This window comes from Pseudomonas sp. BP11-1-1 (assembly GCF_052112105.1).
Taxonomy (GTDB): Bacteria; Pseudomonadota; Gammaproteobacteria; order Pseudomonadales; family Pseudomonadaceae; genus Aquipseudomonas; species Aquipseudomonas alvandae.
In genome coordinates this window covers 159,373-186,062 of record NZ_JAUTYU010000010.1, presented here as the reverse complement: position 1 = coordinate 186,062, position 26,690 = coordinate 159,373, and the positions used below count along the sequence as shown (strand labels likewise).

Below are 26,690 nucleotides of genomic sequence, written 5' to 3'. Positions count from 1 at the left end.
ACCCCAGCACGAGACGCCCCCTATGGACCTGAAAACCGCCGAGGCCTTCACCGCAGCGGTGGACAAGCTCAACACCGTGGCCACGAGCCTGGAAAAGAGCGCGACCGCCTTTGCCGCACAAAAACCGGCATCAATCGACGAACCGCAAAAACTCGAACAGACAGAAGTCGCACCGGTGACCGCCCCAGCTGCAGGCATCACAACCGACCAGTTCAACACCCTCAAGGGATCGTTGGACAAGCTGACCGAAACCTTCAATACCGCGCTGAATCAGGGCAGAGGCAAGGATGTGCCGCAGACCACCGGGCCCATCGATGAAACTCAAGAGAAGGTCTACTGATGAACCTGAGTAACGCTGCCCGCCAGCAATACCACGCAATGCAAGTCCTCATGGCTGCCACCTATGGGGTTGCCTCGGTACGCGAAGAGTTCAACGTCGAGCCCAGCCTGGCCCAGACCCTGAATGACCAAATCACCCTGACATCTGCCTTTTTGCAACTGATCAACATACTCGGCGTCAGTGAGATCAAAGGCCAAAAGGTCATGTTGGGGTTGAGCGGTCCCGTCACGGGACGCACCGACACCAACAGCCGGGACCGCGAGGCCCACCACCTGCTGGACCTGGACGGTTTGGGCTACGAGTTGTTCGACACCCACAGCGACGTGGCACTCAAGTATTCCAGTATCGACGCCTGGGCCAAGTTCAAGGACTTCGCCGCGCGCTACAGCGCCGCCGTTCGACGTCAGATCGGTCTCGACCGGCTCATGGTCGGTTGGAATGGGGTCAGGGTTGCAGCAGACACGGACCGCAACACCTACCCGCTATTGCAGGACGTGAATAAGGGTTGGCTGCAAATCGTTCGTGAACAGGCGCCACAGCAGATCCTGGCAGAAGGCGCGACGTCTGGGAAAATTCGCATCGGACCTGGAGGCGACTACCAAAACCTGGACGCCCTGGTGCATGACGTCTCGTTGATGGTCGACGAGGAATACCGCGACGGCGGCGACCTGGTGGCAATCGTTGGTCGCGACCTGCTGGCCCATGAGAAGGGCAAGCTATATGCCGCACAAGGCCGGACCCCGACCGAGAAGGAACGCGTTGAGCAGGCTCAGGTGATCGCCACTTATGGCGGCCTGGCGTCGTACACCTGCCCCTTCTTTCCAAGCAAAGGCGTCACGGTGACCAGTTTCAACAATCTGTCCATTTACGTGCAGGACACGTCCTGGCGTCGGCAGCTGATCGACAACCCGAAGCGCTCACGGACCGAGGATTACAACAGCCGCAACGAAGGCTATGTGGTGGAGCAATTGGGCAAGTTCGCCGCCATCGAGTCGTCGAATGTTGAGTTCATGCCTGACGAAAGCTCTCAACATGAGGCGGCATCAGTATGAGCCTTGCCCTGAAGCATAAGCAGCGTGTGCTGGAACACGGCCCCGCCGTGACCAGCGAGGTCTATACCCCCGCCACTGCCCTGGCCGGTCCGGCCAACGCCCAAAAACACCTGGCGTTGATGATCGCCGCCCTGGCCGAAGATTGCGCACGGCTCTCAGACCTCAACGCCATCGCCGAGCGGCAAAGGCTCAAGCGTGAAGAGCTGCTGCCCAAGTACCTGGATTATGTGCAGCGCTATCGCGACTCGGGGTTGAACCACCCAAACCCGGTGCTTATGCAGGTGCTGGTCTGGCTGTTCGACACCGAACAATTCGAAGAGGCCTTGGAGCTCGCGGACTTTGCATTGCAGCAAGGGCAGCCCATGCCTGAGCGCTTCAGGCGAGACATTCCGACCTTCGTCGCGGACACGATCATCGAATGGGCCGAGGCGGAACAAAAGGCCAACCGCAGCCCCGAGCCCTACCTGACCCGTTTGCTCCCACGCGTAGATGGCGAATGGAAGCTCTACGAGAGGATTCCGGCGCGCTATCACAAGCTGCTGGGGATTATCGCGATAGACAACGAAGACTGGGCCATAGCCATCGCCCACTTCGAACGTGCCACCGAGCTTTACCCCGAGATCGGCGTGAAGACCCGGCACGAAGAAGCCACCAAGGCGTTGCGTCGCTTGAACGCAAACACCTAAGACTTCCCCCCCCAGCGGGGGCCTGCCGAGGCCATGGCCCTGTGCCAATGACCACAAGCAGTCACCCCCGCCTTTATTTTGAGTGAGCCGCTGGACATGAGTTTTTCAGGCCGCCCCACAGAGCTGGTCCCTCACCCCATCGCCAATGACGGCTTCTGGCCGGACCTGGACATTGCCGAATTTCAAAAGGGCTACCGCCTCCCGGCCGAGTACCTGCTGGAAATGCTGGTGGAAGGGCTCGTCTTTGCCATGGGCGAGGTGAATAAAGACCTGGCGCGGCGCAAAGCCCAGTGGCAAGCGCAGTGCATCACCCGGGTGGAAAGCGCCGACCCGATGATCCTGCCGGAGCGCACCTTCATGGCCGCCAGCTACAAGCGCGCCGTGTATTGCCGGGCCAAGTCCTACTTACTGAGCCAATTCAAAACCATTGTCCGTCGCGAATCGGCGGTAAACCTGGCGAAGGAGGCACCGGAAACTCACGAAGAATTCCTGGCCTTCAGCCAAGGCGCGGTGCGCTTGATTCAAGGGCGCAGCCGCATCACTTCGGAATTGCTCTGATGGACAAAATGCGCGCCCTCACCCGCCACCTGGTGGACCGCTCTCTGGTTCCGTCCGAACAGTTCGACAGCTGGGCCGAACAGCTCACGTTGACGCTGAAGTGGAAACCCAGCGAGCAAGGCTTGCACATGGGTGACATGCGGTACCGGGCGGTGATGGTACTGGCGCGCTTCAACGGAAACCCCGCTCGCCTGATGGCGTTACTGGGCGCATGGCTGGAGGTCAACGACCCCGGCCGGGAGGACGACCACTTAGCCGCGCCTGTCATTGAGATCGACCAACTCACACCCGACGTCGCCGATATTGAGCTGGAGCTGGACTTCATTGAACCGGTACATCTGGCCGAGGCCGACGACGGGGAAATTCAGGCCTTTGGCAAACGATGGGCGTTCGTACCGTTCGACCTGTGGGTTGCCGAACAGGGAGCCGTCAGCCATGACCGCCCCGACGCTTAGCTTCGACATCCGCGGCCTGATCGGGGCCGAACAGAAGTTGCAGTTGCTTGCCCTGCCGGCAGCAAAACGCCGACGCCTGCTGAACAATGCCAGCAAACGCCTGCGCACCCGAAACAACCGGCGGATCCAGGCGCAGCGCAACCTTGACGGTTCAACCTTCGAGAAACGCCGGGGTCCAGGCAAACGCAAAATGCTTCGCGGCCTCGGCAAGCGGCTCTCAGTGACCCAACTGACAGCTGACGCAGCCGTTCTGGGATGGCGCCAACGCAGAAACGCACGCATTGCCGACGAACACCAAACGGGCGTCTCCACCACCATGAGCGCCGCCCGGATGCGCAGAGAGGGCAACGCCCTGAACCACGCCGACTCTGCCACACGCCACCAGGCCCGTGCCCTGCTCAAGGCCGGCTACCAGATTCGCCAGGGCAAACGCTGGCGGCGCCCCACCCTGGGCTGGATTGTGGAGAACCTCAAAAGCGGCCAGGCCGGGTTGATCCTGGCGGTGCTTGAGGGGCGGACAAAACATCAAACCTGGAAGATCGATCTTCCCGCCCGTGATGCCCTCGGCGCCGATCCTCAGGATATCCGGGAAATCGTCGGCACCGTGTTGCAGCAAACCCTTCAATCGCCAAAGTAACGAGGCCACCCCATGGCTCAAGGTCAAGTCAGCGTCAATAACCTCAACCTGGGCCAAGGTCCGGTGACCGAGATCGAGCGCTTCTTTCTGTTCATCGGCCCGGCCACTAAAAACGTCGGCAAACTATTGGCGCTCAACACTCGAAGCGACCTGGACACCGAACTCGGGGTACTGGACAGCGACTTGAAAACCCAGGTCAGCGCTGCCCGTGCCAATGGCGGCAACCGCTGGGCATGCATGGCGGTACCACTGGCCTCTGATGGCGATTGGAAAGTGGCGCTGGACATGGCTCAGGGCGCGGATGTTTCGGTCGAAGCCGTGGTGATTACCAAACCCGTGATCCAAAGTGGGGAGCTCACCGAGATGAACGCCGCCGCCGTGCAGCTCAACAACCGCTACGGCCGACGGGTATTCATCATGGCCGCCAGCGCCGGCATTACTCCCACCCTGGATTGGCCGGCCTACCGCCTGGAGCAACGGCAAATCACCCGGGAAGTTTCCGCCCCACGTTTGCTGGTGGTGCCCCAGCTGCATGGCAATGATTTGGGCGTTCTCGCCGGTCGCTTGGCCAACGCCGAGGTCAGCATCGCCGACAGCCCCATGCGAGTGGCCACCGGCGCCCTCATTGGGCTGGGCCCCACCCCGGTTGATAAGGACGGCGTCCCTCTGCCGTCCTCGACCCTGGCCGAGCTAGACAAAATGCGGCTTTCGACACCGCAGAACTATCCGGACTATCCCGGCATGTTTTGGGGCGATGCCAACATGCTCGACGCCCCGGGCAGCGATTTCACCGTGATCGAGAACCTGCGAGTCGTCGATAAGGCGGCACGTCGCGTGCGGATCCTGCTGATCCAGATGGTCGCCGATCGCAAGATCAACAACACCCCCAACAGCATGGCCGCCACCAAGCTGAAGCTGATGAGACCGCTGCGCGAGATGTCCCGCTCGGCGACCTTCGCCGGTCAACAGTTCCCCGGCGATATCCAGCCACCCAAAGACGACTCCGTGACGCTGCTTTGGAAGAACCGCACCACCATTGAAGCGTATCTGCTGATTCGCCCCTACAACTGCCCCAAGGATCTGACGGCGAACATCGCCCTGGACCTGGCACTGGACGACGAGGAATAAGCCATGGCCCGAATCAGCGGCATGAACTTCGATGTGAACCTGGGCGACCTGCAGGTGCATATCGAAAAAGCCACCCTGGACATTACCGACAACAGCGCCGTGTCACAGACCAAGGGCGTTCCCGACGGCCATGTGGACGGAGACGTAGCGGCAAGCGGGGAATTCGAGCTGGACAGCGCCAATCTCGCCCTGCTGATCCAGGCGGCGGGCCGGGCCGGTTCGTTTCGCAAGCTCGGAACCTTCGACACCCTGTTTTTCGCCAAGACCGCGACCGACGAACTACGCGTAGAAGCCTTCGGCTGTCGGCTGAAGATCTCCAGCCTGTTGGACATCGACCCCAAGGGTGGCCAGAAAACCACCCACAAGGTCCCCTTCGACGTCACCAGTCCGGACTTTATCCGCATCAACGGCGTGCCGTACCTGGACGCCAGCGAGATAGAGGGGCTGCGCTGATGACGGACAGTCCTTGGGCAAACTTTCCTTATGCCGAGCTGCGCTGCAGGTGCGGGCGCTGTGACAGCACCGGGCATGAAATGGCTCCGCACTTCATGGACCTGGTGCAACAGCTTCGCGAGCTCTATGGCCGTCCCATGCCACTGAGCAGCGCCTATCGCTGTCCTCTTCACCCCGCCGAAGCCAATAAGCCTGCACCAGGCGAACACCTCGACGGGCTGGCCGTCGACGTGCTGTGCCGCGGGGCCGAGGCGCTGCGATTGCTCAACTTGGCGCTGATACTTGGCTTTACCCGAATTGGGGTGAATCAAAAAGGTGTCTCGCGATTCCTGCACCTGGGCCTGGCGCCCACTGGTCGCCGTTTGCCCAGCCCGACAATTTGGAGCTACTGAGCATGCCTTTTGAAAGCGAGCTTGAACTGCGCCATCGGCCGGGTCACTACCGCTGGGAAGTCGTCCAGCCCTTGAGATACCGCCATTTCACCCTGACCCCGGCGTTACCCACTGGCTATCAGCCGCGCGCCTCGCAACTGATCGAGGTGTCTATCGGGTATCTCTCGGACCTATCCAGCTTCCCCCGCCTGGTTCGCAGTTTCGTGGACTCCCAAAGCCCCACGACGCGCCGGCCCGGGGTGGTGCATGACTTCATCTACACCAACCTCACACACCGCTTCACCAAGCGCGAAGCCGACCGGATTTTTTACGATGCGCTGCTGGAAGAAGGCACCTCCAAACCGCTGGCCTGGTTGATGTGGCAAGCGGTACGTGTCGGCGGCCGGGGGAAATGGCCTTGAGCGAACTCACACCTTTTCACCTGAGTGCCATGTTGCTGCTGACCGAGCTGGTGCTGACCTGGGTTGCCGGGTTCCAAATTTATCTGTTTCGCCAGATCAGCGCCGCCCGCCGCGAAAACCTGGAATTGCGCATTGAAATGGCGACCCACAACGGGCGCCTGGAAGCCTTCGACAAAGCCCTGCACAAGCTGGAACACCGCTTTGAAAAACGCTTGGAAAGCTGCCTGGACAACTACTTCTCCAACCTGAACCAGAGGACCACCCCATGAGCGACCGTCGCGAGATCACACTGGAAATCGGCGATAGCGAGTTTACTTTCAGCCTGGCTCCCCAGGACGTGACCAAGTACTTCAACGCCGTCACGCCCAACAACAAAGTGGCGCCGTCCAACAACCTGCTGACCACCACCGTACTGCCCGACCACAAAGACGCATTGCGCCCGCTGCTGAAAAACCCTGTGTTCGTCATGCAACTGGCCGGTGTGCTGCTGGAAGAGTACGCGCCGGACGTTGAAATCGTCGTAAAAAAGCCCTCGACCGTGCTGACCGCCTGAGCGAAGACAACCTGGGCCAGTTGATGGCCCTGACCGAACGCTGGCTACCCGGCGCCGAGCCCACGGCCGACAACCTGGGCACCGCTAAATGGCTGGAAGACGAACATTGGAAGCGAATGGAGATTGCCGTAGCCAACGGCATCGCCATGGCCTTGAAGGGTTGATACCGGGACTTTCGCGATGAGCAAATCCGCCACAAGCAAACTCGACTTCATCCTGCGCCTGGTTGATCGCGTGAGCCAGCCCCTGGGAAAGGTGAAAATCGGTTTCAGCGACCTGGCGACCCAGGGCCAGAAGGGCATCACACAGTTGGGCGTGGGCATGGGCGGCATGATCGGCACAGCTTACGCACTCAAAAAAGCGATGGCCCCCGCCCTGGGGCAAAACGCTGCCCTGGGCGAAGTGGAAAGCTTGGGCGTAGCGGCAGACGCCTTGGAGCTCCTGAATCAAAAATCCCTAGCCTTCAGCATCGCCTACGGTGAAAGCGCAACGGCGTTTGTCAGCTCGGCCTATGACATTCAAAGCGCTATCGCCGGCCTGACGGGTACTCAGTTGGCGACCTTTACTTATTCCTCAAACCTACTCGCCAAGGCGACCAAAGCGGATGCCGCGACCGTCACCGGTTACGTCGGGACGATGTATGGAATCTTTCAGAAGCAGGCCGACGCCATGGGCAAAGGCGCCTGGATCGAACAGCTGACCGGCCAAACCGCTACAGCGGTCCAGATGTTCAAGACCACCGGCCAAGGCATGAGCAACGCGTTCACAGCCTTGGGCGCCAGCGCGGCCTCGGCCGGGATCGAGGCCAATGAACAGATGGCGATCCTCGGCACGCTGCAGGCGACCATGAGCGGCGGCGAAGCCGGGACCAAATACCGGGCCTTTTTGGCCGGCGCCTATGGCGCTCAGGAAAAGCTCGGCTTGTCATTCACCGACAGCCAAGGCCGCTTGCTGCCCATGCTGGAGATCCTGGGCAAGCTGAACGCCAAATTCGGCGAGCTCGACGCGGCCGAAACCGACAAAATCAGCAAAGCCTTCGGCGGCAAGCAAGCCATGGGTTTGATCACCCAACTTCTGCCCAAAACCGGCGACCTGGCAAACAGCATCGACCAGTTGGGCAAGGTCAAAGGCCTGGACCAAGCCGAGAAGATGGCGCGTACCATCGCCGACCCGTGGGAGCGGTTTGAACACGCCATCCTGGCGGTGCGCATCGCCTTCGGCCAGAAACTGTTGCCGACCCTCAATCCAATCATCGAGCGGCTGGCCGCGGGTGGATCGTCGGTGGTGCGCTGGACCACGCTGTTCCCCAACCTGACCCGCGTGATCGGCTTGACCGCGCTGGCCGTCGGCGGCCTGACTTTCATCGTCGCACTGTTGACCTTCTCCTTCGGCGTCTGGCGCACCGCTGTGCTGCCGGTGGTTGCGCTCTGGAAGCTGCTGAGCCTGGTGGCCTGGCGCAACGTCGGCGCGTACTTGATGAACATTTTGATGATCACCCTTTACGTCGCGGGATTAACCGCCCTGGTGGCCTGGTTCGGGCTGGTCAAAGGCGCGATGCTGCTGTGGCAGGCGGCTATCTGGCTGACCAACGCCGCACTTTGGGCCAACCCGATCGTGTGGATTGTCGCGGCCATTCTTGCGTGCGTCGCGGTGATTGTGGCGGCGGTCTATTACTGGGACGAGTGGACCACGGCCTTGATGAATACGGCCGCGTTCCAATGGGTCAGCGATCATCTGTCCGCATTGTCTGCCTGGTTCGGTTCCATGGGGGGCTGGTCGGGCATGGCGAAGGCCGCCTGGGACGGCATCGTGGCGATCTTTCACAGTGCCATCAATGCCTTGATCGCGATGCTCAACACGATTCCAGGCGTCGACATCCAAACCCACTTCGGCGAGTTACCCTCCGGCCCCAACCTGGACAGCCTGGAAGCAGCGCAGCGCGCCCAGCAAACCATCAACGCGGCCATCCCTTCGCTTTCCCCGAACCGCGCCACGGCGGTACCGCAGGGTGGCTTGCTGACCAGCATCCAGAACAATGCCACGCAGAACCGCGGCACCCATGTTGAAAAGGTGGAGATCCACACCAACAAGCCCATGACGGCCCATGAACTTGAGGGGCTGCTGGTGATGGCCGGATGAGCGAATACATCGACCTGCTGATCGCCGGGAATGACCTGGTGCTCGATCCTTCTTTCCAGCCCCTGCTCATCGATGGCCGGGCCAGCATCGCCCAGGACCTGGCGCACATGATTCGCGAAAGCGGCCTGCTGGTGACATTGGTCGCCGAGCGCGACCCGCTGCGCCAACGCGATTGCCGGCAACAAATGGAGCTGCTGGTGGAGGCTGACGAACGCCTGGTGCCCGGTACTGCGCGAATCGTGCCCCAAGCACCGCCCGGCACTTACCTGGTTACCGCAACGACGGTGAAATTCGGCCATATCAAGGTGACTGTGTGAGCGACGTCGATTTCAAAGAGGCGCTGCGCGATGCAGGCATCCCGACCACCGAGGCCGAACTGAAAAAAGCCTGGGAAAAGGAAGCCGTCGAACAGGGCAGCAAAATCAGCAACACCAGCACCTACTCGCCCTTCTGGCGAATCATCAGCGCCCTGGTGACCAAGCCTGTCCTTTGGCTGGTCGAATTTATCGTCAACACGGTGCTGCCTAACTTTTTCGTCAAGACCGCCGTGGACGCCTGGCTGGATATGCTCGCCTGGGCGGTCAACGTCGAGCGTAAACCGTCCAGCAACGCCAAAGGCGAACTGCTTTTCACCCGTGCCTCGGCCGCCGGTGCGATGGAGTTACCTGCCGGCGTTCGGGTGCAGTCTGCCGCGATTAACGGCCACGTCTATGAATTGCAAACCACGGTGCCCGGTGTATTCCCAGACGGCCAGTCGCAACAAACCATCCCCGTCGAGGCGGCCGCCCCGGGGAGTGGCTATAACCTGGCGCCGGGGTACTACGCGATTTTGCCCGTGCCGGTGCCGGGCATCGTCCAGGTCGTCAATGCCGCCAACTGGCTGGCCCAACCCGGCGCCGACGCCGAACCCAACGACCAATTGCGGCTTCGGGTGCGCAACCAATTCTCGGCGGTGAACCAGTACCACACCGATGCGGTTTACCGGGCGATGATCGCAAGCTTTCCGGGCGTACGCCTCGACGGCGTGTACTTCGAGCACGGCGCACCACGTGGGCCCGGTAGCGCCAACGCTTACGTCTTGTTCGAGGCCGGTGTGCCGGCGGATGAGTACCTGGCGCAGATCAATGCCTACATTCGCGAGGGCGGTAACCACGGCCACGGCGACGACTTGCTGGTCAGGGTGATGCCCGAAACGCTGCACACACTGCAACTGAGCGTGTGGCCGCGGGCCAACCTGAGCGCCGAGCAACGCGCCGAGCTCCAAGCCCAGGTCGAGCAGTTCATCCGCGCCGCATTTCGCGAGAGCACCACCAGTGACTATCAACCGACCCTCACCTACCCCCAGTCGCGCTTTTCATTCAGCCGCCTGGGCGAAGAGTTGCACGAACAATTTGCCCGGATTGAATCCCTACGGTTCGCGGGCGAAGACATCATTTCACAACTGAACATTCCCCGAATCGAAAGCCTTCAGGTCGTTTTGGATGCTTAAACTCAATCTGCCGTTCTGGCTGGGTGGCGTCGAGCTGACAAAACTCAAGGCCACCGCTCAGGCCTGGTGGGCCAATGCTGAAGGTTGGTTGCGATGGCCGTTGCTGCAAATGGACCCAGAACGCTGCCACATGTCCATCCTCGACCTGCTGGCCTGGCAGCGGGACATCACCCGCTTTCGTGGCGAGCCTGAAAGCCTGTACCGCTTGCGAGTCAAGTTCGCCTTTATCAATTCCGTGGACGCTGGGTCCACAGCCGGGCTGTTGCGCATCCTTCAGCGGCTTGGAGTGGGCTACGGCGAGATCAAGGAGCGACTGCCTGATCGGGATTGGGACGTGGTGCTACTGCGGCTCAGTGACTCGCAACTATCGGACAACCCTGAGCTGCTGCGCGTGATTGTGCAGCAGTATGGCCGCACCTGCCGCCGATACGACTTCGTGACCATCACCCCAGTTAGTTTGCTGGTGGGGCTGGTCGACTTCAACGATGACCAGCAAACACTGGTCGCCAGTTTTTAGAGGCCCCCATGGCTGCCAGTATTACGCTTGCGGGCGAAAGCTTGATCGCAGAGAAACAAGCCGCCCATGAGGTGCTGGAGGTTGTTCGATTCGTGCTTGCCCTGGTACCCGACCTAGATCCGGAGGGACCGGTGGACCGCGCCGCGCCCATGCCACCTCTTGAACAGATCGTCCACACTCAGGCCATCACTCAAAAAGGCTTTGTGAACCCCAACCAAGTGGTTTACAGCCTGATGATGGGCAGCAACATTGGCGACTTCGACTGGAACTGGATCGGGCTCCAAACTGCCGAAAACGTACTGCTGTCGGTGGGGTACGTGCCGGTGCAGCAGAAGCGCAAGAACATCCCGCCCCATCAGATCGGCAACAACGTCACTCGCAACATGATGCTGCTGTTTGATGGCGCCCAGGCACTGACGGACGTCACCATTGACGCAAGCACTTGGCAGCACGACTTCACGGTGCGCCTGCATGACATCGACGAACGTGAACGGCAGTCGAATCGGGCGGTATACGGTCGAGCCTGTTTCTTCGGCTCCAGTCTGCAGCTGGTCAACGTCGCGCAAGGGGTCCAGATCAACCCCGGCCTGGCGTTTCTGGAAGGTATGCGGCTTGAACTGACCACCGCCGTACCGGTGACCCCGGCTTCACCGCCCACCAAAGCCTGGCTGGATGTAGCTCTGGAACGCCAAGAAAACAGTGCGGGAGTGGCGTGGTCGGTGCAATGGGGAAGCCCAAGGACCGACTATGTGGACAGTGCCGGCGTCCAGCATTACCTGATTGCCCTGGCAGACCTGACAACCGCTACAGAGATCACCGACCTACGGGAGACGGTGCCTATCGATCGGCCGTTGGTGCAGTATTTCGCGTCCCATAACGGCGACTATCCCGACCTTCGTGCCCGAGGAACGACCAAACAGGACGTAGGTCTGGACCAGCTGCCCAACGCCAAAAGCGACGACCCACGTACCAACGACAGCGAGATCCTGGCGACAACAGCCGCGTTGAACAATCTCGATCAGCAGATCAGTGATTCCCTGGTGGGTATGGTCGCAAGTTTCGATATGGAGACCGCCCCCCCGGGATGGCTCAAGCGGAACGGCGCGAACGTCTCGCGCACCACTTACGCAAAACTTTTTGCCGTCCTGGGCACGCGATACGGCGCCGGCGATGGCAGCACCACATTCAACATAGGCGACAGCCGCGGACTGTTCATCCGGGGGCTGGATGACGGGGCCAGACGCGACCCCGATCGCAGGCTGGGTACCATTCAGCAAGGACAAAACCTTTCCCATTCCCACACTGCTATCGCCTCAGTCGTTGGCAACCATGCCCACAGTGCTTCGACGAACGCTCAAGGCCAGCACGCCCATACCGGCACGACAAATACGCAAGGCGGCCACAGCCACACCATCGACCTCGGTAGAGGTGAGGAAGATAGCCGCAACACCAACTCCCGCGGTGGCGTTCATCGAGGTTATGCGGACCTTACCTCCGAGGCAGGAGCGCACAGCCATACCCTCAGCATCGTTGCAGCGGGACAGCATAGTCACACCGTCACGGTTGCCGTGGCGGGTGCCCATGACCACGCCATTACAGTCAACGTTGCCGGCGGCAACGAGGCACGGCCTATCAACCAGGCGTTGCTGATTTGCATCAAATATTGAGGGCGCCCATGAGTACAAAAGTGGTTTATCAAACCAATCACCTCGGCTTGTTCGTGGGAGAGGTTGAGGCTGAGGAGTCACCGCTTGAACCCGGCGTTTTCCTCATTCCAGCCGGGTGCGTGGAGTTACCTCCACCCCAGATACCGGAATTCAAAGCTGCCCACTGGAACGGAAAGTCCTGGCAGCTTCTGGATTTCTTCGAGGGGCTGATCGTTTACAACACCACGACCGGCGTTGCTCGGACGTTGATGGGGTTGGAACCGATTCCCAGCGGCTACACCATGCAACGACCCGAACCGGGCCAGATATGGAAAGCGGACCGCTGGGTTGACGACCTGGACACGCTGTTGTCCAAGCTTTACGCCAAAAAAATCGATGCTTTCAACAGCGCGTGCGCGCATTACATCGTTTCCGGTTTCAGCTCTGATGCTCTTGGCAGATGGCACCGTTATGACAGCGCCCTGGAAGATCAGGTCAACCTGTGCGGGCTGATCGTTAGCGGGCTCGATGCGCTGTGTCCTTGCTATTTTGACGACGACAAAAAGGTGTTTCGCGAGCACCTGGCCACACAACTGGCGGTCGTCGGCCGGCACCTGGTGCAGCACAAGCAAGCCGCCCTGGCGCAGACTGAAAGCTTGAAAAACCAGCTCCGTCAAATGCTTGAAAGCCAAGACTTAACCGCTATGAAGGCCCTTGAATGGAGCATGCCGGATTGACCTGGACGCCGATCACGATGCGCTGGCCAGCGCGAGCCACAGAATGGATGGAGGATCTAGCGCCGGCGAAAAGTCTGGTCGGGAGTGAGCTGGCTAGCACGGCTCAGCGCCTGGCAGCGCTTGCTGGGTTGGCAACCACCAATCCCGGCCCCGTGGGTCCCGCGGCCAAAGCAGCCGTCGAGACTGGACGAGCGGCCATGGCGGAACAAATGGGCCAGGCGCCCGCCTGTATCGCGATCACCCCCTTCCAGAACAGCGCGGGGCAAGGTCGGGGATACCAGCGTTTTCTTTCTGCGCCGAACCTGGTGCAGTTGCTCGCCGACAAGCTGCTGGACAGTTCCAATCACCGGCGCACGGACGGGGAGCAGTACGCCCTGGTAGTGATGTTTCTCGCCACTCGTTACGACCAGCTGGCCGACACGCTGTCACGCTTCAATGCGCTGATCCCGGTCACGGAACTGGAGCGATGCGAGAAGCGCGCTCGTCACCTATCCCGCCTCGAGGCGCAAAAGTGGGAGTTGCCCAGCGCTGGCCCGCTCCCGCGTTGGAACACCTTGCCGCTGGAGCGTTGCACCCTCACCAAAGCGGCCAAGCAGTCATTGTCCGGTCAGTTGTCCACCCTGGAAAGCTACATGGCGGACGGTTCGCCCCTGAGCGACTTGTCCGCCCTGGCAGCACGCAAGGTTGCCCAAGGCGCTGCGCGTGACCAGCAGCTTCGCGACCTGCAGGATCAATTGGCAAACCCCACCCCGGATTCGAGCATGGTCGCGCGCCTGATCGGCCCCGGGAATATGGCTGAGTTGCGACGGGCCTTGCTGGCAAAATCCGCCCCGGGCCATGAGTGGGTGCTGTGCGCTGGCCTGATGCTGGTCGGTTCGAAAGAAGGCCTGAGCTTTGTCCGCGAACTGGTGGGCCTATGACGCTGTTGCTCGACGGACAGAAGGTCAACGGCAAAACCCTGAAGGTGACGGCCAATCTGCGCATCGAGCGCGGAGACATCGCCGGGCAGACCAGCAATACAGACAGTTCACACAAGGGGTTCAAGCCCAAGGCGTTGACAGTTTCGGTGTTGATTCCTTATCGCGACAAGCCGCACCTGGTGGACATCATGCGCCTGGCAGAAGCCACGGCCGAGGGTGGTCAGCTCAAGACTTATCGGGTGGTCAACGACACGGCCGAGGCCTTCGGCGTGAGGCAAGTGACCTTCAGCGACACCATCACCGCCCGCGAGGATGACAGCCTGTCGGCCTGGCGGGTGCAATTCACGCTCACCGAGAAACTGTCGAACCCTGAGCGCGTCGAGACCCGTCGCCCGGGCAACCAAGTCCAACAGCAAGGCGGTACCGGCAACGGTGTGGCCGATCCTTCGGCGGGCTCAGATGCTGGTAGCGGCGCCGATGCGCCGGAGTTGAGCGGCTTCGAGAGCATCTTGAAGCGTGTCGACGACTACTTGGGGCCGCCATGAAGCTGCACAAAGTATTGAGCATCGACGGTCAGCCCTTCGACCTGGTCAGCGACGAAGTCCGCCTCGACTTGCGCACCCCGGGGCGCGCCAGTTTCCGCATCAAGGCCTCACAGCCGCTGCGCGGCCTGGTCACGCTGGATCTGGGCTACAACGACAAGCCCTTGCAGCGGCACTTCGTGGGCTACATCGAGCGCAGCACCGCCGGCAACAACCTGGAGCAGGTGCTGTTTTGCCGTGAGCTGGCCGCCATCCTGAGTTATCCACTGCCCATGGCGCTGCGTCACGTCGACTTGAGCACGGTGCTGACAGAAGTCAGCCGCCTGACTGGGTTGCGCTTTCGTGTGCCGGATGCGGCTTATGCCAAGGTCCGCACGCCCTATTTCTATTCCTTAGGCGCAGGGATCCAGGCGCTGGACAGTGTGGGGCAGGTGTTCGGCATCGCCGACTTCATCTGGCACCAACAGGGCGATGGCGAGGTGTTCGTGGGCAGTTGGGCCGACAGTTACTGGGGAGTGCGACCGGCGTTGCAATTGCCGGTCGAGTTGTTCGACAGCCATCAGGCCAACCAGAGCGCAGAGATCGCGGCCCTTCCCGGGTTGCGCCCTGGGGCGATGATCAATCACGGCCAGCGGGTCACGTCAGTGATGCTCGCCGGCACAAACATGGTGTTCAAATGGAAGAAGCCGTAACCCACATCGTTGAGCGACGCTTCCCGGAACTGGCCGGTGCCTATCACCTGCCCCGCTTCGCTCGCGTACTAGCCGTCGCAGATCCCCCCACCGACGCTGGCCTGTGCGATGACTTTCGCCCGCGCTATGCCGTGGACCTGGAGGTCCTGGGCCCCGACGGCGAGGCAGATCCACAGCTGCCCCACCTGCTGGGTGTGGCCCTACCGGTGCCGGGCGGCGGTAGCGAGATGGGTTTCTATGCCTTTCCAGAGGAAGGCACCACCGTGGTGGTCAGCTTTGCCTATGGGTTGCCGAGCAAGCCGTTCATTCTGCAGATCCTGCCCCACGGCTTGAGCCTGCCCCAGGTGCCGAAGGGCGATCAGCTATGGCAGCACAGCGATGCCGTGCAACAGCGTGCCGACGCCGAGGGCAACTGGTTGCGCCAGACCGACGCCAAGATCACCGATCGGGCCAGCGAGCGTGAGGTGCAAGCGCTGGACAATACCGAGCGCTACCAGAGCAGCCAGATCGAGGTCGACGACCACAGCACCGAGTCCGTCGGTGGGATCAAGACCACCGAGGCGCTGGGTGCGTTGAAACTGCTGTCCGGCGGCTCCGCCAGCCTGGCCGCCGTCGATGACCTGCACATGGCCACCGGCCGGGACCTGAACCTGGTGGTCGGGCAAAAGCTCAACACAACCGTGGGTGACGATATGCTGGAGCGGATCCAGGGCGTGCGAGAAAGCGTGGCCGCTTCGGCCCATATTTTTAAAGCCCCCTCGATCTGGCTGGGCTCCGAGGCGGTGAACGTGCTGCAGGTGCTCGTTAACCTGATCGATATGGTGGAACAACTGAACGCTGACATCGCCTTTCACAAACATGGCCCCACGCCCCCACCTGATAACGCCGGCAGCTTTATAGCCCATGCCGCGACGGCCCTGGAGCTATACCACCAGCTTAATCCCATCACCGAGTAACCACATGCAGGACATCCGTTGCGGCCAATGCTGCCGCAAGCTGGCTACCGCCAAGGGCTTCATAGAACTACAGATCAAATGTCCGCGTTGCCGGACGCTCAACCACTTGAAGGCCCAGAGCCTCCCCACAGCGTGCCGCGAGCATCCAGAACACCGAGTTCATGAATGCAGCGACCCACGATTGGAAGCCTGTTCGCAGGCATAGGAGGCTTTGATGTCGGATTTGAAAACGCGGGCTACCGCAGCGCTTGGCAAGTTGAGCTCAACCCCATCAACCGGGCTGTGCTTGCCGATCGATTTCCCCATGCACAGCAATTTGAAGACGTGCGCCAGAGCGGCGCCCACAACCTCAGCTCGGTCGACGTGCTCACCGCAGGCTTCCCCTGCCAGGACATCAGTCTTGCAGGAAACCGAGAAGGCAACCACGCCTCCCGAGGACTACGGGGCGAGCGCAGCGGTCTATTCTGGGAAGTCATACGTATCCTCAAAGAAATACAACCTAGCTGGGTGGTCCTTGAGAACGTCGTTAACTTGCTCGCTGTCAACGATAGCCAAGACTTTGAGACAGTCGTCCGGGCCCTTGCGCAGTGCGGGTATGTGGGATTTTGGCGAGTGCTTAATGCTCAATATTTCGGAGTCCCCCAGCAACGTCGTCGAATATTCCTGGTCGCCGGTTATCGACGAATGCCCCCCTTCGAGTTCCTGGCTGACGCCGCGCCAGTGGACGCAATACCTCCAGCGTCTCGCTCGATCCAATGGCCTCGGCCCGCGGATGCCTGGGCTGCCAATACTCTATTGGCAAACAAAGCCGGCTCCCAGATCGCTCTGGGCTGTAACACTTTCGTCGCTCACCCGAACGGATGGGATCAGATGGCTGAGCGGCAGCGAGCGTCTGAAGATGATGGGCTTTGCCTCGGACTGGATGCGGCCAACCTTGCGGAGGCTTTCAGTGCCGGAAACGCCGTGGTTACGCAGATCGCGGAGTGGGTTGGGCGGGGGTTGATGGCGGCGAAGCCGTAGCTCCCATTTGAAAGGCTCTGCGCTACGCATGGCTGCTGACACGCCTTTCGCTCTTACGCTACATACGTTCGCGCTATCGTAACTACCGTTCACGCTGTTTCATCCGGGCTCATCTTGTATCATCCGCGCAATTGCGCAATAATCTGTCCATCGAAGCGACTGACCGGATGAGATTGAGCGCTTCCCAGCGGCGAAAGCCGTAACCGCGCAAGGCGGTTCGTAAGTGGTGTCCGGATCTGCTTTACCCAATCGAAGAAGACGCCTATGGCGTCTTTTTTCGTTTCTGCCTTACCGCTTCGTCGACGTCGGCTGCCTCATATAAACCTTCCCGCACAACAGCGCGAACGCCATCGAGCCCTTCAGCGCCGGCCCGCCGTCCTCACCCTCGTGATACGCACTTTCAACCACAAGATTCAGGTCTTGCCACTGGCGCTTCTCCTGCCCCGCCCGGCGTACTTCGAAAAAGACGTGGTAGGGTCCGGTCGGGTCTTCGATGGTGATGGAATAGCACCAGTTACGCTCGGCAGCTGTCTCCCACACTTTGATTTTGGGATGCACTAATCCCTGGATAACGTCCGGCAACGTCAGTGACAAACGGTAACGGGTCGGACAAAACGTACGCTGTCGCTTGCCGTCAGGAATGACCGGCTGTCCGACTGGATGGGTCTCCACTTCGTAGCCGCGGGTAAAGCAATGATTGGAGAAGGTGACATGCACCCTCAAATCACGTTTGGCCAGTTGACTGGGTATCGTGAATTTGAATGGTTCGAGGTGGGAAAAATCGTAAGTCTGACCGCCAATGGTCAGCGCTGGAAAATAGGCGGTCACTGTGGTCTCCGTTCCGGCCGAAGGGCATTTTACCCTACCGAAGCCGAAACGTTCCGCTTCGCTACGATTTAGCTACTAGTAGACGTTTTTCCAGTTTCGCCGACCGTGACCGCCGCCCCGTGGGCACGCATTGTATCCAGCACCCGGGCCAGCTCCGACTCTGAGAGGGTCAGCAGCGCCGCCATATAGAAATGCATGTGCACCCCCAAGGTACGCGGCGCGGCGCCGCCGGTGTACTTACGCCACTGTCCGCCCTGGGCCAGGCCGACCAGTTCGGCCATCTGCTGGCTTGTATAGCCGAGGTCGATTTTCAGGCGCGCCAAAGCGTCCGCGGATGGCGGACTGTACTGTTCTATGATTTTCATGGGGGCTCGCTGCTAGAAGGCCCCGCGATTGCGGGGCCAGTAGGGTTAGACGAACTTGATCAGCAGCGTGGTGACGGTGGCCACCGTGCCGATCAAGCCGGTGGCGACCGCGACTGGGTACCAGAAAGTCTCGCGGGTCATTTTCCCGGCCTCGGCGTTGAGCTTCTTCGTCTCGGCCATCAACTTGGCGATTTCGACGTGGACCTTTTCCAGTTCTGCGCCGCTCATACTGAATTCCTGCATGGTGTTCATCCTTTCGGGTCACGGGTCGCGCTTTGTGCGCTGCCCTGAGATCCATACTGTACCTTTAGGGTACAAATCGCAAGCTTTTTTTTCTGCCCTTAGTGTAGCTTTTCGAACTCTTGACGGCTCGATGCCGCGACCAATTGCGCGTCGCTCATCCGACCTCACTATGCCATGAAAGCCAGGACCGGAATTATCTCTTGTGGGACGCGTCCGGTGAGGACCAGGAAGCGCCGCCAAACGCCATAGGGCGGGGCCTTGCTGCCATCCTTGAAGGCCCTAACCCGGCGATTCGATGACAGCCCCAACAGTGCCGCCAACTTGGCATCGGTGTTGTAGGCCGGAAAATGCGCCTGAAAGTGCCGAAAGTAAGCACCGATCAGATCCCGGTGCGGAGGCTCCCATCCTTCTTGCTCGGTCAGCAAGTGGGTACGCGGGTACTGACTTTCGTCCACCTCGGTTTGCCCTGGCAGTCTCGGTGCTTTCAGGTTGGCTTGGAGCTGCGCAACGCCCGACTTCGTCGCCGCCTCGAACACGAAAGCCTGCTGTTCGGTAATGCTTGGTAGATCGATGTTCATAAAACCAATTCCTTAAGCGCCTGTGAAGCGTCAGGGGCCTTGCGGCCCCCTTTGCTTACCGTGGCGACAGCTCGATACGTCGAACGTCTGAAACACGGATATTGACCAGACTCAACGTCCCGGTGGCTACCCTTTGCCAGTCGCCTCGCTGGTGAATCGCCGCGAGACAGTAAAACAGGTAATCCGGTAACAACAGATCAGTTCGTTCCACCCGTAACCCGATGTGCTCGGGGTTGTAGCTTCGGGTGGGCTCGCCGCACCGCTGTATTGAGCCCCGCCGTACGATCCAGAAATGTGCCTCGGGAAAGCGCGTGCGGATGGTCGCTATCTCAGAAAGTTTCATCTCGTTCTCCGCCGGCGGCATGGCTAGCCCCCTCAGAGTCGAGTGGCTTTCTGCATGCCACCAACGGAATCGATACTAGGCTCCTTGAGCCTACAACAACAGCTTTTTTTAGGCCCTATGAGCCTAATTTTGTAACGAGCTCCTTGCGGGTCTCCCGACGCATAACGATGCGTTTTTTATGAAAGAGCTTGATGTGGAACTAACCCAACGGACACAGCACAGTTAACACGTGCTTTGTGTTTACTTGTGCTGCCTCCTATAGCGCGATGTTGCGCAACAGATGTGTTGCGCACTTATGCAACACTTCTGTTGCGCAGTTGGCGGAAGTTTCGTAGCCACAAAATTCTTGGCCTACCGTTCGTCGGATGATCAAGTCGAGATGTATACCTTTAGGGGTTTACATAAGTAAACCCGCGTCAATTGGATCAAATGGGGAGAACCCAGTGAAAGCCTTACCAGTCAGGCGTTGGCGCTTCGAAGATTATTTTCAGAACCTTCCGCGCACAAAAAAGCCCGGCTGGAGCCGGGCTTTACGGGCTGAAAATCGTGGTTGCTCTGGTTTCAAAAAAACCTGATGATTCGTTCAACCGCCGCTTCAGCCATTTCACTTGTCTTCGCAAAACAAAGGTTATGGGCTGTTCGCACCTCAGTCAACCTGGTTTCGTTGACTAAACGTACGTAAGTACGTACGTAGTTGCGTAAAGTGCATTCGTACATTGACATGGTGAAAACTTTAATCATTGTTTGGATGCAGTGGCGGGATGGAGGTTCTATTAAACAGAACCTAGTCTTTCCATATGAGGAGCATTTAGAAATGGTGAAAATCACCTTTCGTTTTATTCCTGAAGAGTTGATCCGTGCGCTGCAAGCCGCGTATTGGTCAATCCGTTTGATCCGCATACTCTTCTAAGATGGAGTGAGCAGGGGCCTCGGCCCCTGTTCTTTTGGGGCGGGATCTCAATAACACCTCACCGTCCAGAGTTGATCGAGCCTCGTGGTGAAGCTCTGGCTCATCATCTCTCGCCGCATCCCCCAATCAGGACTGACCGGCACGCTACCAGTACGCAAGGTTCCACGCCCCCACCGTTGATTAATCTCATCCAGGACGCCCATCACCTTCTCAGCGGCCTGCGGTTGAGACTGAGCGAACAAGTCATCCGTGAATTCACCAGGTTGGCGCAGATCCATCAGCAGGATCTCTGCTTTGCTGTATTTGAAACCCGGCCTGAACAGACGATCCACTGCCTCGGTCGCCGCCTTCGTCAGCAATCGAACATCGTTGGTTGGGTAAGGCAATTCAACCAGGGCGCCATTGGCATACTTCGCCTCTTCTGGGTTGAACATGCCGGTGCGGATGCTGACGCGAACCTTCTTGCACAACGAGTTTTGCGCCCGAAGCTTTTCCGCTGCCCGGTGAACATAGGTGGCCACCGCTTCCTTGATCGGCTCTATGGTCGTCAGGCGCTTGCCGAACATGCGGCTACTGCAGATCTCCTGCTTGGGCGGTTCGGTCTCGGATAGCTCCAGGCAGGAAGTTCCAGCCAGCTCGCGCGCGGTCTTCTCGATCACCACGCTGAATTTCTGCCGGAGCATCCAGGGGTCGGCTTTCGCCAGGTCCATGGCCGTCTTGAGGCCCAGGCCTTCGAGGTGGACCTTCATCCGGCGCCCCACGCCCCAGACTTCGCTCACGTCGGTATTGCGCAGCACCCAATCGCGTTTGACCTGATCGCAGATATCCACGACGCCACCGGTATGGGCTTGAAGACGTTTGGCGGTGTGGTTGGCGAGCTTGGCCAGGGTCTTTGTGGGAGCGATGCCGACGCCCACCGGAATGCCGGTGCGCTTGTGGACCGCGGCGCGAATGGTGCGACCGAACGCCGTCAGATCGCCGCGAATACCTGTGAGGTCGGCAAAGGCTTCGTCGATGCTGTACACCTCGACGGCGGGCACCATGGATTCAATGATCGTCATCACGCGCTCGCTCATGTCGCCATAGAGCGCGTAATTGCTGCTGAACACCTGAACGCCGTTACGGCGCAGTACGTCCTTTATCTGGAAGTACGGCGCGCCCATTTTCACGAAAGGCTTGGCGTCGTAGCTGCGCGCGATGACGCAGCCGTCGTTGTTGCTCAGCACGACGATGGGAGTCTTCGCCAGGTCCGGCCGGAAGACACGCTCGCAACTGGCGTAGAAGCTGTTGCAGTCGATCAGCGCAAAGACTTGTTCACGGTTTGCCATGGTCGCGCACGCTGTAGGTAACGACACCCCAGATAATCAGCTCGTCACCCTCCATCACGTAGCGCGGCGGGTACTTGCTGTTTGCTGATAGCAGGATGATTGTGTTGTCACGCATGTGCAGGCGCTTACAGATGGGCTCGGAGTTAAGCCCGGCGATAACGATGTCGCCGTGCTCGGCGGTCAGGCTTCGATTGACGACGACCAAGTCGCCGCAAAATATCCCGGCGCCTTGCATGCTCTCGCCCTCGATCTTGGCTAAGTAGACGTGCGGGGCGCGGATCTCGAACAGCTCATCCAGGGAGATGTGTTTTTCGATGTGGTCGGCTGCCGGCGAAGGAAAACCTGCAGGAATCTGGAACGAATACAGCGGGAGCTTTTCGCCCCCTTCCAACAGCGGGCCAAGGATGGTGACACTCATGACGCAAACTCAACGTAATTTACTGTATGTGTATACAGTAAACTCGGCGTTGTTCACGTGGTCAATTGGTGCGTAGGAAATTTCGACGGGTGACAGCATGTGCGGACGCTATTCGATTTACGAGCCGATGGACCACTACCTGCGGGAGCTGGCCCCGCAGCAACTGGTCATTAACGGGTACGACCTTTGGGCCATCGATCGGTACAACGTAGCGCCTACGACTCGCGTCGAGATCATCCGGCCAGCGGAAGGCGGATTGAGCGTTGATAAGGTGCGATGGGGATGGTCGCCGTTCTGGGCGAAGGGCAAAAGGCCTGATCCGATCAACGCCCGGGTAGAGACGGTTACTACTGGGAAATTCTTCAAACAGCTTTGGCCGAACGGGCGGGCCATCGCGCCTGCCAACGGATGGTTTGAGTGGGTCAAGGATCCGGCCGATCCGAAGAAGAAGCAGCCCTACTTCATCCGCCTGAAAAGCCAGGCGCCGATGTTCTTCGGCGCGCTGGCTCAGGTGACGCCTGGACTGGAGCCGAACGACCAGGATGGGTATGTGATCGTCACCGCCGCCAGTGATCAGGGGATGGTTGATATTCATGATCGGCGTCCGCTGGTGCTTGCGCCTTCAATGGCGCGGGAATGGCTCGATCCGGAACTGGACGCGGCGAGGGCTGAAGAGATTGCGAAAACCGCGTGTCGACCGACTGAGGACTTTGAGTGGTTTCGGGTGGGTCGGGAGGTGGGAAACGTCAGGAATCAGGGGGCGCAACTGATCCTTCCGCTGGATGAGCATGAGTAGCCGGTTCGGTCAGAAACCCAACGCGCCGAGGATTCATTGGAAGGAGTGGAACGGAACTGGCCGCGGTTGAGCACGGCCAGTTTCTGCATGACGTCAATCAGGTGAAGGGAAGCATCATCGTGACTGGCGAAAGTGCTGGGCAGCGAATGAACCCTGCTTTCTCGTAAAGCTTCACCAACCGCTCATTCAGAGGATGGACTACCAGCGCGGTGGAGGCGACATCCTCAGAGGCGGCGAGAGCCCGAAGCGCTGCATCTTGAATCAAGTCGAGGGACAGTCCCGTACCCTGAAGCGTCTTACACACACCCATGCGACCCAAAATCGTGATCGGATGCTGGTCGGGGGAGTTGCGTTGCGCCTTCTTGGGGACGACGTTTGCCCGCATGATGGTACCGCTCGAAAGCGTGTGGTAACCGACAACGGTATTGGTGCCCTTGACGCAAACCACAAATACTGTGGCGGTTTTGGCAGCCTGAGCTTTCAAGGCTTTTTTCTTCAGAAACTCGTTGATCGAGTCCTCACCACAATCAAAAGTATCTAGATCGTGGGTTTCGTCCAGCTTTACCGGTGCGCTTAGCTCCAACGGGACGGTCTGTTCAGCAGTTTTTGTAGGCATTTATTGCTCCTTACGGGATTGTTCTGTAAGGCTTTCTCGAACGCGTCGAAGTCATCGTCGGCAAGGACGAACAAGCGCTGATCCAGAATGACTTCCTCTGCTTTTTTACAAGCAGCATCCAGGATGAAGCTGGTTCTATCGCTACCCGACATGGCTGCGGCCACATCGATCAAGTCTCGTTTTTTGAAATCGACCCTCATGTTGATAGGGACGGGTTTGGTTTTCTCTGTTGATGCGGACTCCGCATGCAAAGAACTGGTCATGATTATTTCCTTCGTGTGATTCGGTTAAGTGTCTGATTTTTCTCCTAATTATGCATTTGAAGTAGCTTCTCGGCTGCTTATGTAAGTCATGGTGATACCTCGGTTAATTCGACGCGGTGGTCGTAAATACATTCTGGTTTAGAGGGGATCGTTTTCCCCGACACGGATCATACCAAAAGCGTGTAGCATTTGTCTACACGTATCGCTAATAGCTACACAGGATTTCATAGGCCGGGGGGTTGGCCTGGGCGATCTGAAGCCCGATGGAGCCCAAGACGGTAGCTACACCAAGCTTTGCATGAGCTGGCTTGACCTGTCCGACCAAAAATCAGCGCGACAAGAAAAATCTCGAAGGGAAAGCACTTTTCCCCCTCCCGCCGACGGGGTCCGTGTGATTGTTTTGTGCAATCGCGCCAGAAGGGCAATTGAGCCCTCCGCTCAGGCCGGTGGGGAGTGCTCCAAGAAGCCCCGGTTTTCATTATGTGTAGCGTTTGGAAAGGAGGGGACAGCAGGAGCCAATCCTCCGTCCAATCCCCGTCCAATTTAGGCGATTTTATATCCTGCATATATGCACACAACGCTGAGAAAACTACCGATTTTGCTGGTTTTCCCCAACGAACACAGTGCATGAAACCGGGCTTGTAATCAGTAGGTCCCGGGTTCGACTCCTGGTGCCGGCACCATACAAGGTTCCAGAGAAGGCTTTCAAAATCTCTGAAACCCCCGAAAGACCCGCCTTATGGCGGGTTTTTTCGTTTTGGCGTTCCGTCAGGTTACGTCAAAATCTGGTGGATTCCAGCCGTTTTAGGGGTAATGTTAGGGGTAAGGTAATTCGATAAAGGGGGAGTACCCTTATGTCGCGAACCACCGCTCCACTCTCCGATTCGGCTTGCCGCTCAGCCAAGCCCACCGACCGCGCCTACAAGCTTTTCGACGGCGATGGCCTCTATCTTTTAATCCAACCCAATGGCCGTAAAGGCTGGCGTCTCAGGTATGTCAAACCTGATGGACGCGAAGGACTGACCTCGTTCGGCAGCTACCCCGTGGTCGGCCTCGCCGATGCGCGCAACAAGCGCCTAGAGGTCAAGCGGATGCTGGCGAAAGGCATCGATCCCATAGAGACCAAACACCAAGCCAAGACGCAGGCCGCAATCAAAGGCCGAACCTTTGAAAGCGCTGCACTGGAATGGCACAAAGCGATGTCTGCCAAATGGGCACCGGGTCATGCAAAGACGGTTCTGAGCCGCCTCAAAACCCATGTCTTCCCACTGATCGGCGCTCGCTCCATTGTCGATCTGGATACCCATGACCTGATGCAACCTCTGGAAGCGATCCAGAAGCGCGGCACGATTGACGTCGCTTTAAGGGTACAAAACTACCTGCAAAGCATCATGCGCGAGGCGAAGCGTTCTCGGCAGATCACCGCAAACCCCGCCTACGACCTTGAAGGTTTGATCAAAGCCCCGAGGGTGATTCACCGCCCTGCTTTACCCTTATCGCGTCTGCCTGAATTGCAGGAGCGTATCGACACCTACCGAGGCCGCGCACTTACCCGGCTGACGGTCATGCTCTCGCTGCATGTGTTCGTCCGCTCCAGCGAACTGCGCTTCGCCCGTTGGAGCGAGTTCGACCTCAAGCGCGGCACCTGGGAGATACCGGACACTCGACCCGCGTTGGACGGCGTGCCCTTTTCAACAAGGGGCACGAAGATGGCCGGGGACATCCACCTTGTACCCTTATCGCCGCAAGCCGTGGTCCTGCTTGAACAGATCCACGCCCTCACCGGCAAATTCGACCTGGTGTTTGCAGGCGATGCCAAGCCCTGGAAACCCATGTCTGAAAACACGGTAAACAGCGCACTTCGAAAGATGGGCTTCGACACCAAAACCGAAATCTGCGGCCATGGCTTTCGCTCAATGGCCTGTAGCGCACTGATTGAATCAGGACTGTGGTCCGAGACTGCCATTGAAAGGCAGATGAGCCACAAAGAGCGGAACAACGTCCGCGCCGCTTACATCCATAAGGCAGAGTTCATCGAGGAGCGCAGGCTGATCATGAACTGGTGGAGCCGGTACCTGGAGGCCAACCGGCAGGAGCATGTCTCTCCACACGAATTCGCGAACCAGACCGGAGCGAACGTCACTCGCCTAAAAGTAAAACGTGGCGCAACTGAGTAAGCGCTCAGTCTTCATATCTGAGTGATCCGCTTGTCCACGCGGGTCCACCCAAACAGGGCTGCAAAGCCGCCCTGCTTGGATGGACCTCACTTAAAAAATCTAAAGCCCACCCAACTGTCTGTGGAAAACCACAGATTTCCACCGGTGGATAATTTCATCCACAGCCGCAGAACTCGCAGAAACTCGAGCCTTGACCTGAATTATCCACAGGCGTAGAAAAGATCGGGCAAAGCGCTGTCGTTGACAGCAACCCAGGTAGCCAGAACCTTTAAGGCTACGCCACACCGTGGTGGTTCTCCCAAAGTGCGATTAGCGTCCGGTAGCTCGCACGGTCACAGCGATGTGATGGATGCCTACTTTTACCAGTGTGCCCACTGCGGCAACTCATCCCCTTTCATAGCTGCCCTGCAGCAACCTATCCGCGTTGCCATTTCATTGCGCCAGCCTGCGCCCGTCTCTTTCTCCCGGAAAGAGACGGGCGCTCCTACCGCTGCTGCAGCCCAACTCGCACA

The 26,690-nt window shown here is 59.2% G+C and carries 35 protein-coding genes; 27 read left to right on the top strand and 8 right to left on the bottom strand.

Going from position 1 to position 26,690, the window contains the following annotated elements; translation table 11 throughout:
• From Q7C33_RS19825 to Q7C33_RS19705, 25 genes are all read left to right on the top strand, one after another.
• Positions 1-340 (top strand): hypothetical protein (locus tag Q7C33_RS19825; protein WP_407684013.1); only part of this gene is annotated, 340 nt, incomplete at its 5' end.
• Positions 340-1,392 (top strand): phage major capsid protein, P2 family, encoded by a 1,053-nt coding sequence (locus Q7C33_RS19820; protein WP_407684012.1) that lies wholly within the window; start codon positions 340-342, stop codon positions 1,390-1,392. The genes Q7C33_RS19825 and Q7C33_RS19820, both read left to right, overlap by 1 nt.
• On the top strand, positions 1,389-2,078 hold the full coding sequence (gpM, locus tag Q7C33_RS19815) for a phage terminase small subunit (RefSeq protein ID WP_407684011.1): 690 nt from the start codon (positions 1,389-1,391) through the stop codon (positions 2,076-2,078). Before Q7C33_RS19820 ends, gpM begins: the two co-directional genes overlap by 4 nt.
• Before the next feature lie 96 nt (positions 2,079-2,174).
• A complete protein-coding gene (locus Q7C33_RS19810; protein WP_407684010.1) occupies positions 2,175-2,636 on the top strand; it encodes a head completion/stabilization protein in 462 nt (153 codons plus the stop codon).
• The gene (locus Q7C33_RS19805) at positions 2,636-3,091 is read left to right on the top strand and encodes a phage tail protein (protein ID WP_407684009.1); all 456 of its coding nucleotides are present in this window, start codon (positions 2,636-2,638) and stop codon (positions 3,089-3,091) included. The genes Q7C33_RS19810 and Q7C33_RS19805 overlap by 1 nt, the downstream gene beginning before the upstream one ends.
• On the top strand, positions 3,072-3,728 hold the full coding sequence (locus Q7C33_RS19800) for a phage virion morphogenesis protein (RefSeq protein WP_407684008.1): 657 nt from the start codon (positions 3,072-3,074) through the stop codon (positions 3,726-3,728). The genes Q7C33_RS19805 and Q7C33_RS19800 overlap by 20 nt, the downstream gene beginning before the upstream one ends.
• Positions 3,729-3,740: 12 nt before the next feature.
• The gene (locus tag Q7C33_RS19795; RefSeq protein WP_407684007.1) at positions 3,741-4,856 is read left to right on the top strand and encodes a DUF2586 domain-containing protein; all 1,116 of its coding nucleotides are present in this window, start codon (positions 3,741-3,743) and stop codon (positions 4,854-4,856) included.
• 3 nt (positions 4,857-4,859) lie between these two features.
• Positions 4,860-5,309, top strand: a complete 450-nt coding sequence (locus tag Q7C33_RS19790) for a phage protein (protein ID WP_407684006.1) — start codon at positions 4,860-4,862, stop codon at positions 5,307-5,309.
• The gene (locus Q7C33_RS19785; RefSeq protein ID WP_407684005.1) at positions 5,309-5,701 is read left to right on the top strand and encodes a D-Ala-D-Ala carboxypeptidase family metallohydrolase; all 393 of its coding nucleotides are present in this window, start codon (positions 5,309-5,311) and stop codon (positions 5,699-5,701) included. The genes Q7C33_RS19790 and Q7C33_RS19785 overlap by 1 nt, the downstream gene beginning before the upstream one ends.
• 2 nt (positions 5,702-5,703) lie before the next feature.
• On the top strand, positions 5,704-6,102 hold the full coding sequence (locus tag Q7C33_RS19780) for a DUF1353 domain-containing protein (protein WP_407684004.1): 399 nt from the start codon (positions 5,704-5,706) through the stop codon (positions 6,100-6,102).
• Complete coding sequence (locus Q7C33_RS19775) at positions 6,099-6,371, top strand: hypothetical protein (RefSeq protein ID WP_407684003.1); 273 nt, start codon at positions 6,099-6,101, stop codon at positions 6,369-6,371. Before Q7C33_RS19780 ends, Q7C33_RS19775 begins: the two co-directional genes overlap by 4 nt.
• A complete protein-coding gene (locus Q7C33_RS19770) occupies positions 6,368-6,655 on the top strand; it encodes a putative phage tail assembly chaperone (protein WP_407684002.1) in 288 nt (95 codons plus the stop codon). The genes Q7C33_RS19775 and Q7C33_RS19770 overlap by 4 nt, the downstream gene beginning before the upstream one ends.
• Before the next feature lie 23 nt (positions 6,656-6,678).
• Positions 6,679-6,819, top strand: coding sequence for a DUF6890 family protein (locus Q7C33_RS19765; protein WP_166742310.1), 141 nt, complete (start codon positions 6,679-6,681; stop codon positions 6,817-6,819).
• Positions 6,820-6,835: 16 nt separating this feature from the next.
• Entirely contained in the window at positions 6,836-8,794 is a 1,959-nt protein-coding gene (locus Q7C33_RS19760) for a phage tail tape measure protein (RefSeq protein ID WP_407684001.1), read from the top strand.
• Positions 8,791-9,111, top strand: coding sequence for a DUF2590 family protein (locus tag Q7C33_RS19755; RefSeq protein WP_407684000.1), 321 nt, complete (start codon positions 8,791-8,793; stop codon positions 9,109-9,111). Before Q7C33_RS19760 ends, Q7C33_RS19755 begins: the two co-directional genes overlap by 4 nt.
• A complete protein-coding gene (locus Q7C33_RS19750) occupies positions 9,108-10,283 on the top strand; it encodes a baseplate J/gp47 family protein (RefSeq protein ID WP_407683999.1) in 1,176 nt (391 codons plus the stop codon). Before Q7C33_RS19755 ends, Q7C33_RS19750 begins: the two co-directional genes overlap by 4 nt.
• A complete protein-coding gene (locus Q7C33_RS19745; RefSeq protein WP_407683998.1) occupies positions 10,276-10,800 on the top strand; it encodes a phage tail protein in 525 nt (174 codons plus the stop codon). The genes Q7C33_RS19750 and Q7C33_RS19745 overlap by 8 nt, the downstream gene beginning before the upstream one ends.
• An 8-nt stretch (positions 10,801-10,808) precedes the next feature.
• Positions 10,809-12,467 (top strand): phage tail-collar fiber domain-containing protein, encoded by a 1,659-nt coding sequence (locus Q7C33_RS19740; RefSeq protein ID WP_407683997.1) that lies wholly within the window; start codon positions 10,809-10,811, stop codon positions 12,465-12,467.
• Between the two features lie 8 nt (positions 12,468-12,475).
• On the top strand, positions 12,476-13,183 hold the full coding sequence (locus Q7C33_RS19735) for a DUF4376 domain-containing protein (RefSeq protein WP_407683996.1): 708 nt from the start codon (positions 12,476-12,478) through the stop codon (positions 13,181-13,183).
• A complete protein-coding gene (locus Q7C33_RS19730; RefSeq protein ID WP_407684019.1) occupies positions 13,180-14,103 on the top strand; it encodes a hypothetical protein in 924 nt (307 codons plus the stop codon). Before Q7C33_RS19735 ends, Q7C33_RS19730 begins: the two co-directional genes overlap by 4 nt.
• Positions 14,100-14,648, top strand: a complete 549-nt coding sequence (locus tag Q7C33_RS19725; RefSeq protein ID WP_407683995.1) for a baseplate complex protein — start codon at positions 14,100-14,102, stop codon at positions 14,646-14,648. Before Q7C33_RS19730 ends, Q7C33_RS19725 begins: the two co-directional genes overlap by 4 nt.
• Positions 14,645-15,337, top strand: coding sequence for a hypothetical protein (locus Q7C33_RS19720; protein ID WP_407683994.1), 693 nt, complete (start codon positions 14,645-14,647; stop codon positions 15,335-15,337). The genes Q7C33_RS19725 and Q7C33_RS19720 overlap by 4 nt, the downstream gene beginning before the upstream one ends.
• Positions 15,322-16,293 carry a hypothetical protein gene (locus Q7C33_RS19715; protein WP_407683993.1) on the top strand — a complete coding sequence of 324 codons (972 nt, stop codon included), beginning with the start codon at positions 15,322-15,324 and terminating at the stop codon, positions 16,291-16,293. The genes Q7C33_RS19720 and Q7C33_RS19715 overlap by 16 nt, the downstream gene beginning before the upstream one ends.
• Positions 16,241-16,498 (top strand): Com family DNA-binding transcriptional regulator, encoded by a 258-nt coding sequence (locus Q7C33_RS19710; RefSeq protein WP_407683992.1) that lies wholly within the window; start codon positions 16,241-16,243, stop codon positions 16,496-16,498. The genes Q7C33_RS19715 and Q7C33_RS19710 overlap by 53 nt, the downstream gene beginning before the upstream one ends.
• The gene (locus tag Q7C33_RS19705) at positions 16,459-17,313 is read left to right on the top strand and encodes a DNA cytosine methyltransferase (protein WP_407683991.1); all 855 of its coding nucleotides are present in this window, start codon (positions 16,459-16,461) and stop codon (positions 17,311-17,313) included. The genes Q7C33_RS19710 and Q7C33_RS19705 overlap by 40 nt, the downstream gene beginning before the upstream one ends.
• Before the next feature lie 288 nt (positions 17,314-17,601).
• Here Q7C33_RS19705 and Q7C33_RS19700 read toward each other — a convergent pair whose 3' ends face one another.
• From Q7C33_RS19700 to Q7C33_RS19675, 6 genes are all read right to left on the bottom strand, one after another.
• Complete coding sequence (locus tag Q7C33_RS19700; protein ID WP_407683990.1) at positions 17,602-18,141, bottom strand: hypothetical protein; 540 nt, start codon at positions 18,139-18,141, stop codon at positions 17,602-17,604.
• Positions 18,142-18,209: 68 nt separating this feature from the next.
• A complete protein-coding gene (locus Q7C33_RS19695; protein ID WP_407683989.1) occupies positions 18,210-18,506 on the bottom strand; it encodes an XRE family transcriptional regulator in 297 nt (98 codons plus the stop codon).
• Positions 18,507-18,551: 45 nt separating this feature from the next.
• On the bottom strand, positions 18,552-18,734 hold the full coding sequence (locus Q7C33_RS19690; RefSeq protein ID WP_407684018.1) for a hypothetical protein: 183 nt from the start codon (positions 18,732-18,734) through the stop codon (positions 18,552-18,554).
• A gap of 182 nt (positions 18,735-18,916) precedes the next feature.
• Positions 18,917-19,327, bottom strand: a complete 411-nt coding sequence (locus Q7C33_RS19685) for a hypothetical protein (protein WP_407683988.1) — start codon at positions 19,325-19,327, stop codon at positions 18,917-18,919.
• Between the two features lie 1,300 nt (positions 19,328-20,627).
• Complete coding sequence (locus Q7C33_RS19680; protein ID WP_407683986.1) at positions 20,628-21,908, bottom strand: Y-family DNA polymerase; 1,281 nt, start codon at positions 21,906-21,908, stop codon at positions 20,628-20,630.
• Positions 21,895-22,326, bottom strand: coding sequence for a LexA family protein (locus Q7C33_RS19675; RefSeq protein WP_057452066.1), 432 nt, complete (start codon positions 22,324-22,326; stop codon positions 21,895-21,897). Before Q7C33_RS19675 ends, Q7C33_RS19680 begins: the two co-directional genes overlap by 14 nt.
• 97 nt (positions 22,327-22,423) lie before the next feature.
• On the opposite strand from Q7C33_RS19675, the gene Q7C33_RS19670 reads away from it, so the two are divergent.
• Positions 22,424-23,122, top strand: a complete 699-nt coding sequence (locus Q7C33_RS19670; RefSeq protein WP_407683985.1) for an SOS response-associated peptidase family protein — start codon at positions 22,424-22,426, stop codon at positions 23,120-23,122.
• Positions 23,123-23,219: 97 nt separating this feature from the next.
• Here the strand turns inward: Q7C33_RS19670 and Q7C33_RS19665 are convergent, their stop codons facing one another.
• Positions 23,220-23,738, bottom strand: coding sequence for a GNAT family N-acetyltransferase (locus tag Q7C33_RS19665; protein WP_407683984.1), 519 nt, complete (start codon positions 23,736-23,738; stop codon positions 23,220-23,222).
• Positions 23,696-24,001, bottom strand: coding sequence for a type II toxin-antitoxin system TacA family antitoxin (locus Q7C33_RS19660; RefSeq protein ID WP_407683983.1), 306 nt, complete (start codon positions 23,999-24,001; stop codon positions 23,696-23,698). Before Q7C33_RS19660 ends, Q7C33_RS19665 begins: the two co-directional genes overlap by 43 nt.
• An 854-nt stretch (positions 24,002-24,855) precedes the next feature.
• Between Q7C33_RS19660 and Q7C33_RS19655 the strand changes: the two genes are divergently transcribed.
• Positions 24,856-26,178, top strand: coding sequence for a tyrosine-type recombinase/integrase (locus Q7C33_RS19655; protein ID WP_407683982.1), 1,323 nt, complete (start codon positions 24,856-24,858; stop codon positions 26,176-26,178).
• Positions 26,179-26,690 lie beyond the last annotated feature (512 nt).

Excerpts from the sequence above, each read along its gene's own strand:
- Q7C33_RS19820 (WP_407684012.1), top strand. The coding sequence starts at position 340 with ATGAACCTGAGTAACGCTGCCCGCCAGCAATACCACGCAATGCAAGTC.
- gpM (WP_407684011.1), top strand. The coding sequence starts at position 1,389 with ATGAGCCTTGCCCTGAAGCATAAGCAGCGTGTGCTGGAACACGGCCCC.
- Q7C33_RS19810 (WP_407684010.1), top strand. The coding sequence starts at position 2,175 with ATGAGTTTTTCAGGCCGCCCCACAGAGCTGGTCCCTCACCCCATCGCC.
- Q7C33_RS19805 (WP_407684009.1), top strand. The coding sequence starts at position 2,636 with ATGGACAAAATGCGCGCCCTCACCCGCCACCTGGTGGACCGCTCTCTG.
- Q7C33_RS19800 (WP_407684008.1), top strand. The coding sequence starts at position 3,072 with ATGACCGCCCCGACGCTTAGCTTCGACATCCGCGGCCTGATCGGGGCC.
- Q7C33_RS19795 (WP_407684007.1), top strand. The coding sequence starts at position 3,741 with ATGGCTCAAGGTCAAGTCAGCGTCAATAACCTCAACCTGGGCCAAGGT.
- Q7C33_RS19790 (WP_407684006.1), top strand. The coding sequence starts at position 4,860 with ATGGCCCGAATCAGCGGCATGAACTTCGATGTGAACCTGGGCGACCTG.
- Q7C33_RS19785 (WP_407684005.1), top strand. The coding sequence starts at position 5,309 with ATGACGGACAGTCCTTGGGCAAACTTTCCTTATGCCGAGCTGCGCTGC.
- Q7C33_RS19780 (WP_407684004.1), top strand. The coding sequence starts at position 5,704 with ATGCCTTTTGAAAGCGAGCTTGAACTGCGCCATCGGCCGGGTCACTAC.
- Q7C33_RS19770 (WP_407684002.1), top strand. The coding sequence starts at position 6,368 with ATGAGCGACCGTCGCGAGATCACACTGGAAATCGGCGATAGCGAGTTT.
- Q7C33_RS19765 (WP_166742310.1), top strand. The coding sequence starts at position 6,679 with ATGGCCCTGACCGAACGCTGGCTACCCGGCGCCGAGCCCACGGCCGAC.
- Q7C33_RS19760 (WP_407684001.1), top strand. The coding sequence starts at position 6,836 with ATGAGCAAATCCGCCACAAGCAAACTCGACTTCATCCTGCGCCTGGTT.
- Q7C33_RS19755 (WP_407684000.1), top strand. The coding sequence starts at position 8,791 with ATGAGCGAATACATCGACCTGCTGATCGCCGGGAATGACCTGGTGCTC.
- Q7C33_RS19745 (WP_407683998.1), top strand. The coding sequence starts at position 10,276 with ATGCTTAAACTCAATCTGCCGTTCTGGCTGGGTGGCGTCGAGCTGACA.
- Q7C33_RS19740 (WP_407683997.1), top strand. The coding sequence starts at position 10,809 with ATGGCTGCCAGTATTACGCTTGCGGGCGAAAGCTTGATCGCAGAGAAA.
- Q7C33_RS19735 (WP_407683996.1), top strand. The coding sequence starts at position 12,476 with ATGAGTACAAAAGTGGTTTATCAAACCAATCACCTCGGCTTGTTCGTG.
- Q7C33_RS19725 (WP_407683995.1), top strand. The coding sequence starts at position 14,100 with ATGACGCTGTTGCTCGACGGACAGAAGGTCAACGGCAAAACCCTGAAG.
- Q7C33_RS19720 (WP_407683994.1), top strand. The coding sequence starts at position 14,645 with ATGAAGCTGCACAAAGTATTGAGCATCGACGGTCAGCCCTTCGACCTG.
- Q7C33_RS19715 (WP_407683993.1), top strand. The coding sequence starts at position 15,322 with ATGGAAGAAGCCGTAACCCACATCGTTGAGCGACGCTTCCCGGAACTG.
- Q7C33_RS19710 (WP_407683992.1), top strand. The coding sequence starts at position 16,241 with ATGCCGCGACGGCCCTGGAGCTATACCACCAGCTTAATCCCATCACCG.
- Q7C33_RS19705 (WP_407683991.1), top strand. The coding sequence starts at position 16,459 with ATGCAGCGACCCACGATTGGAAGCCTGTTCGCAGGCATAGGAGGCTTT.
- Q7C33_RS19695 (WP_407683989.1), bottom strand. The coding sequence starts at position 18,506 with ATGAAAATCATAGAACAGTACAGTCCGCCATCCGCGGACGCTTTGGCG.
- Q7C33_RS19690 (WP_407684018.1), bottom strand. The coding sequence starts at position 18,734 with ATGAGCGGCGCAGAACTGGAAAAGGTCCACGTCGAAATCGCCAAGTTG.
- Q7C33_RS19685 (WP_407683988.1), bottom strand. The coding sequence starts at position 19,327 with ATGAACATCGATCTACCAAGCATTACCGAACAGCAGGCTTTCGTGTTC.
- Q7C33_RS19680 (WP_407683986.1), bottom strand. The coding sequence starts at position 21,908 with ATGGCAAACCGTGAACAAGTCTTTGCGCTGATCGACTGCAACAGCTTC.
- Q7C33_RS19675 (WP_057452066.1), bottom strand. The coding sequence starts at position 22,326 with ATGAGTGTCACCATCCTTGGCCCGCTGTTGGAAGGGGGCGAAAAGCTC.
- Q7C33_RS19670 (WP_407683985.1), top strand. The coding sequence starts at position 22,424 with ATGTGCGGACGCTATTCGATTTACGAGCCGATGGACCACTACCTGCGG.
- Q7C33_RS19665 (WP_407683984.1), bottom strand. The coding sequence starts at position 23,738 with ATGCCTACAAAAACTGCTGAACAGACCGTCCCGTTGGAGCTAAGCGCA.
- Q7C33_RS19660 (WP_407683983.1), bottom strand. The coding sequence starts at position 24,001 with ATGACCAGTTCTTTGCATGCGGAGTCCGCATCAACAGAGAAAACCAAA.
- Q7C33_RS19655 (WP_407683982.1), top strand. The coding sequence starts at position 24,856 with ATGTCGCGAACCACCGCTCCACTCTCCGATTCGGCTTGCCGCTCAGCC.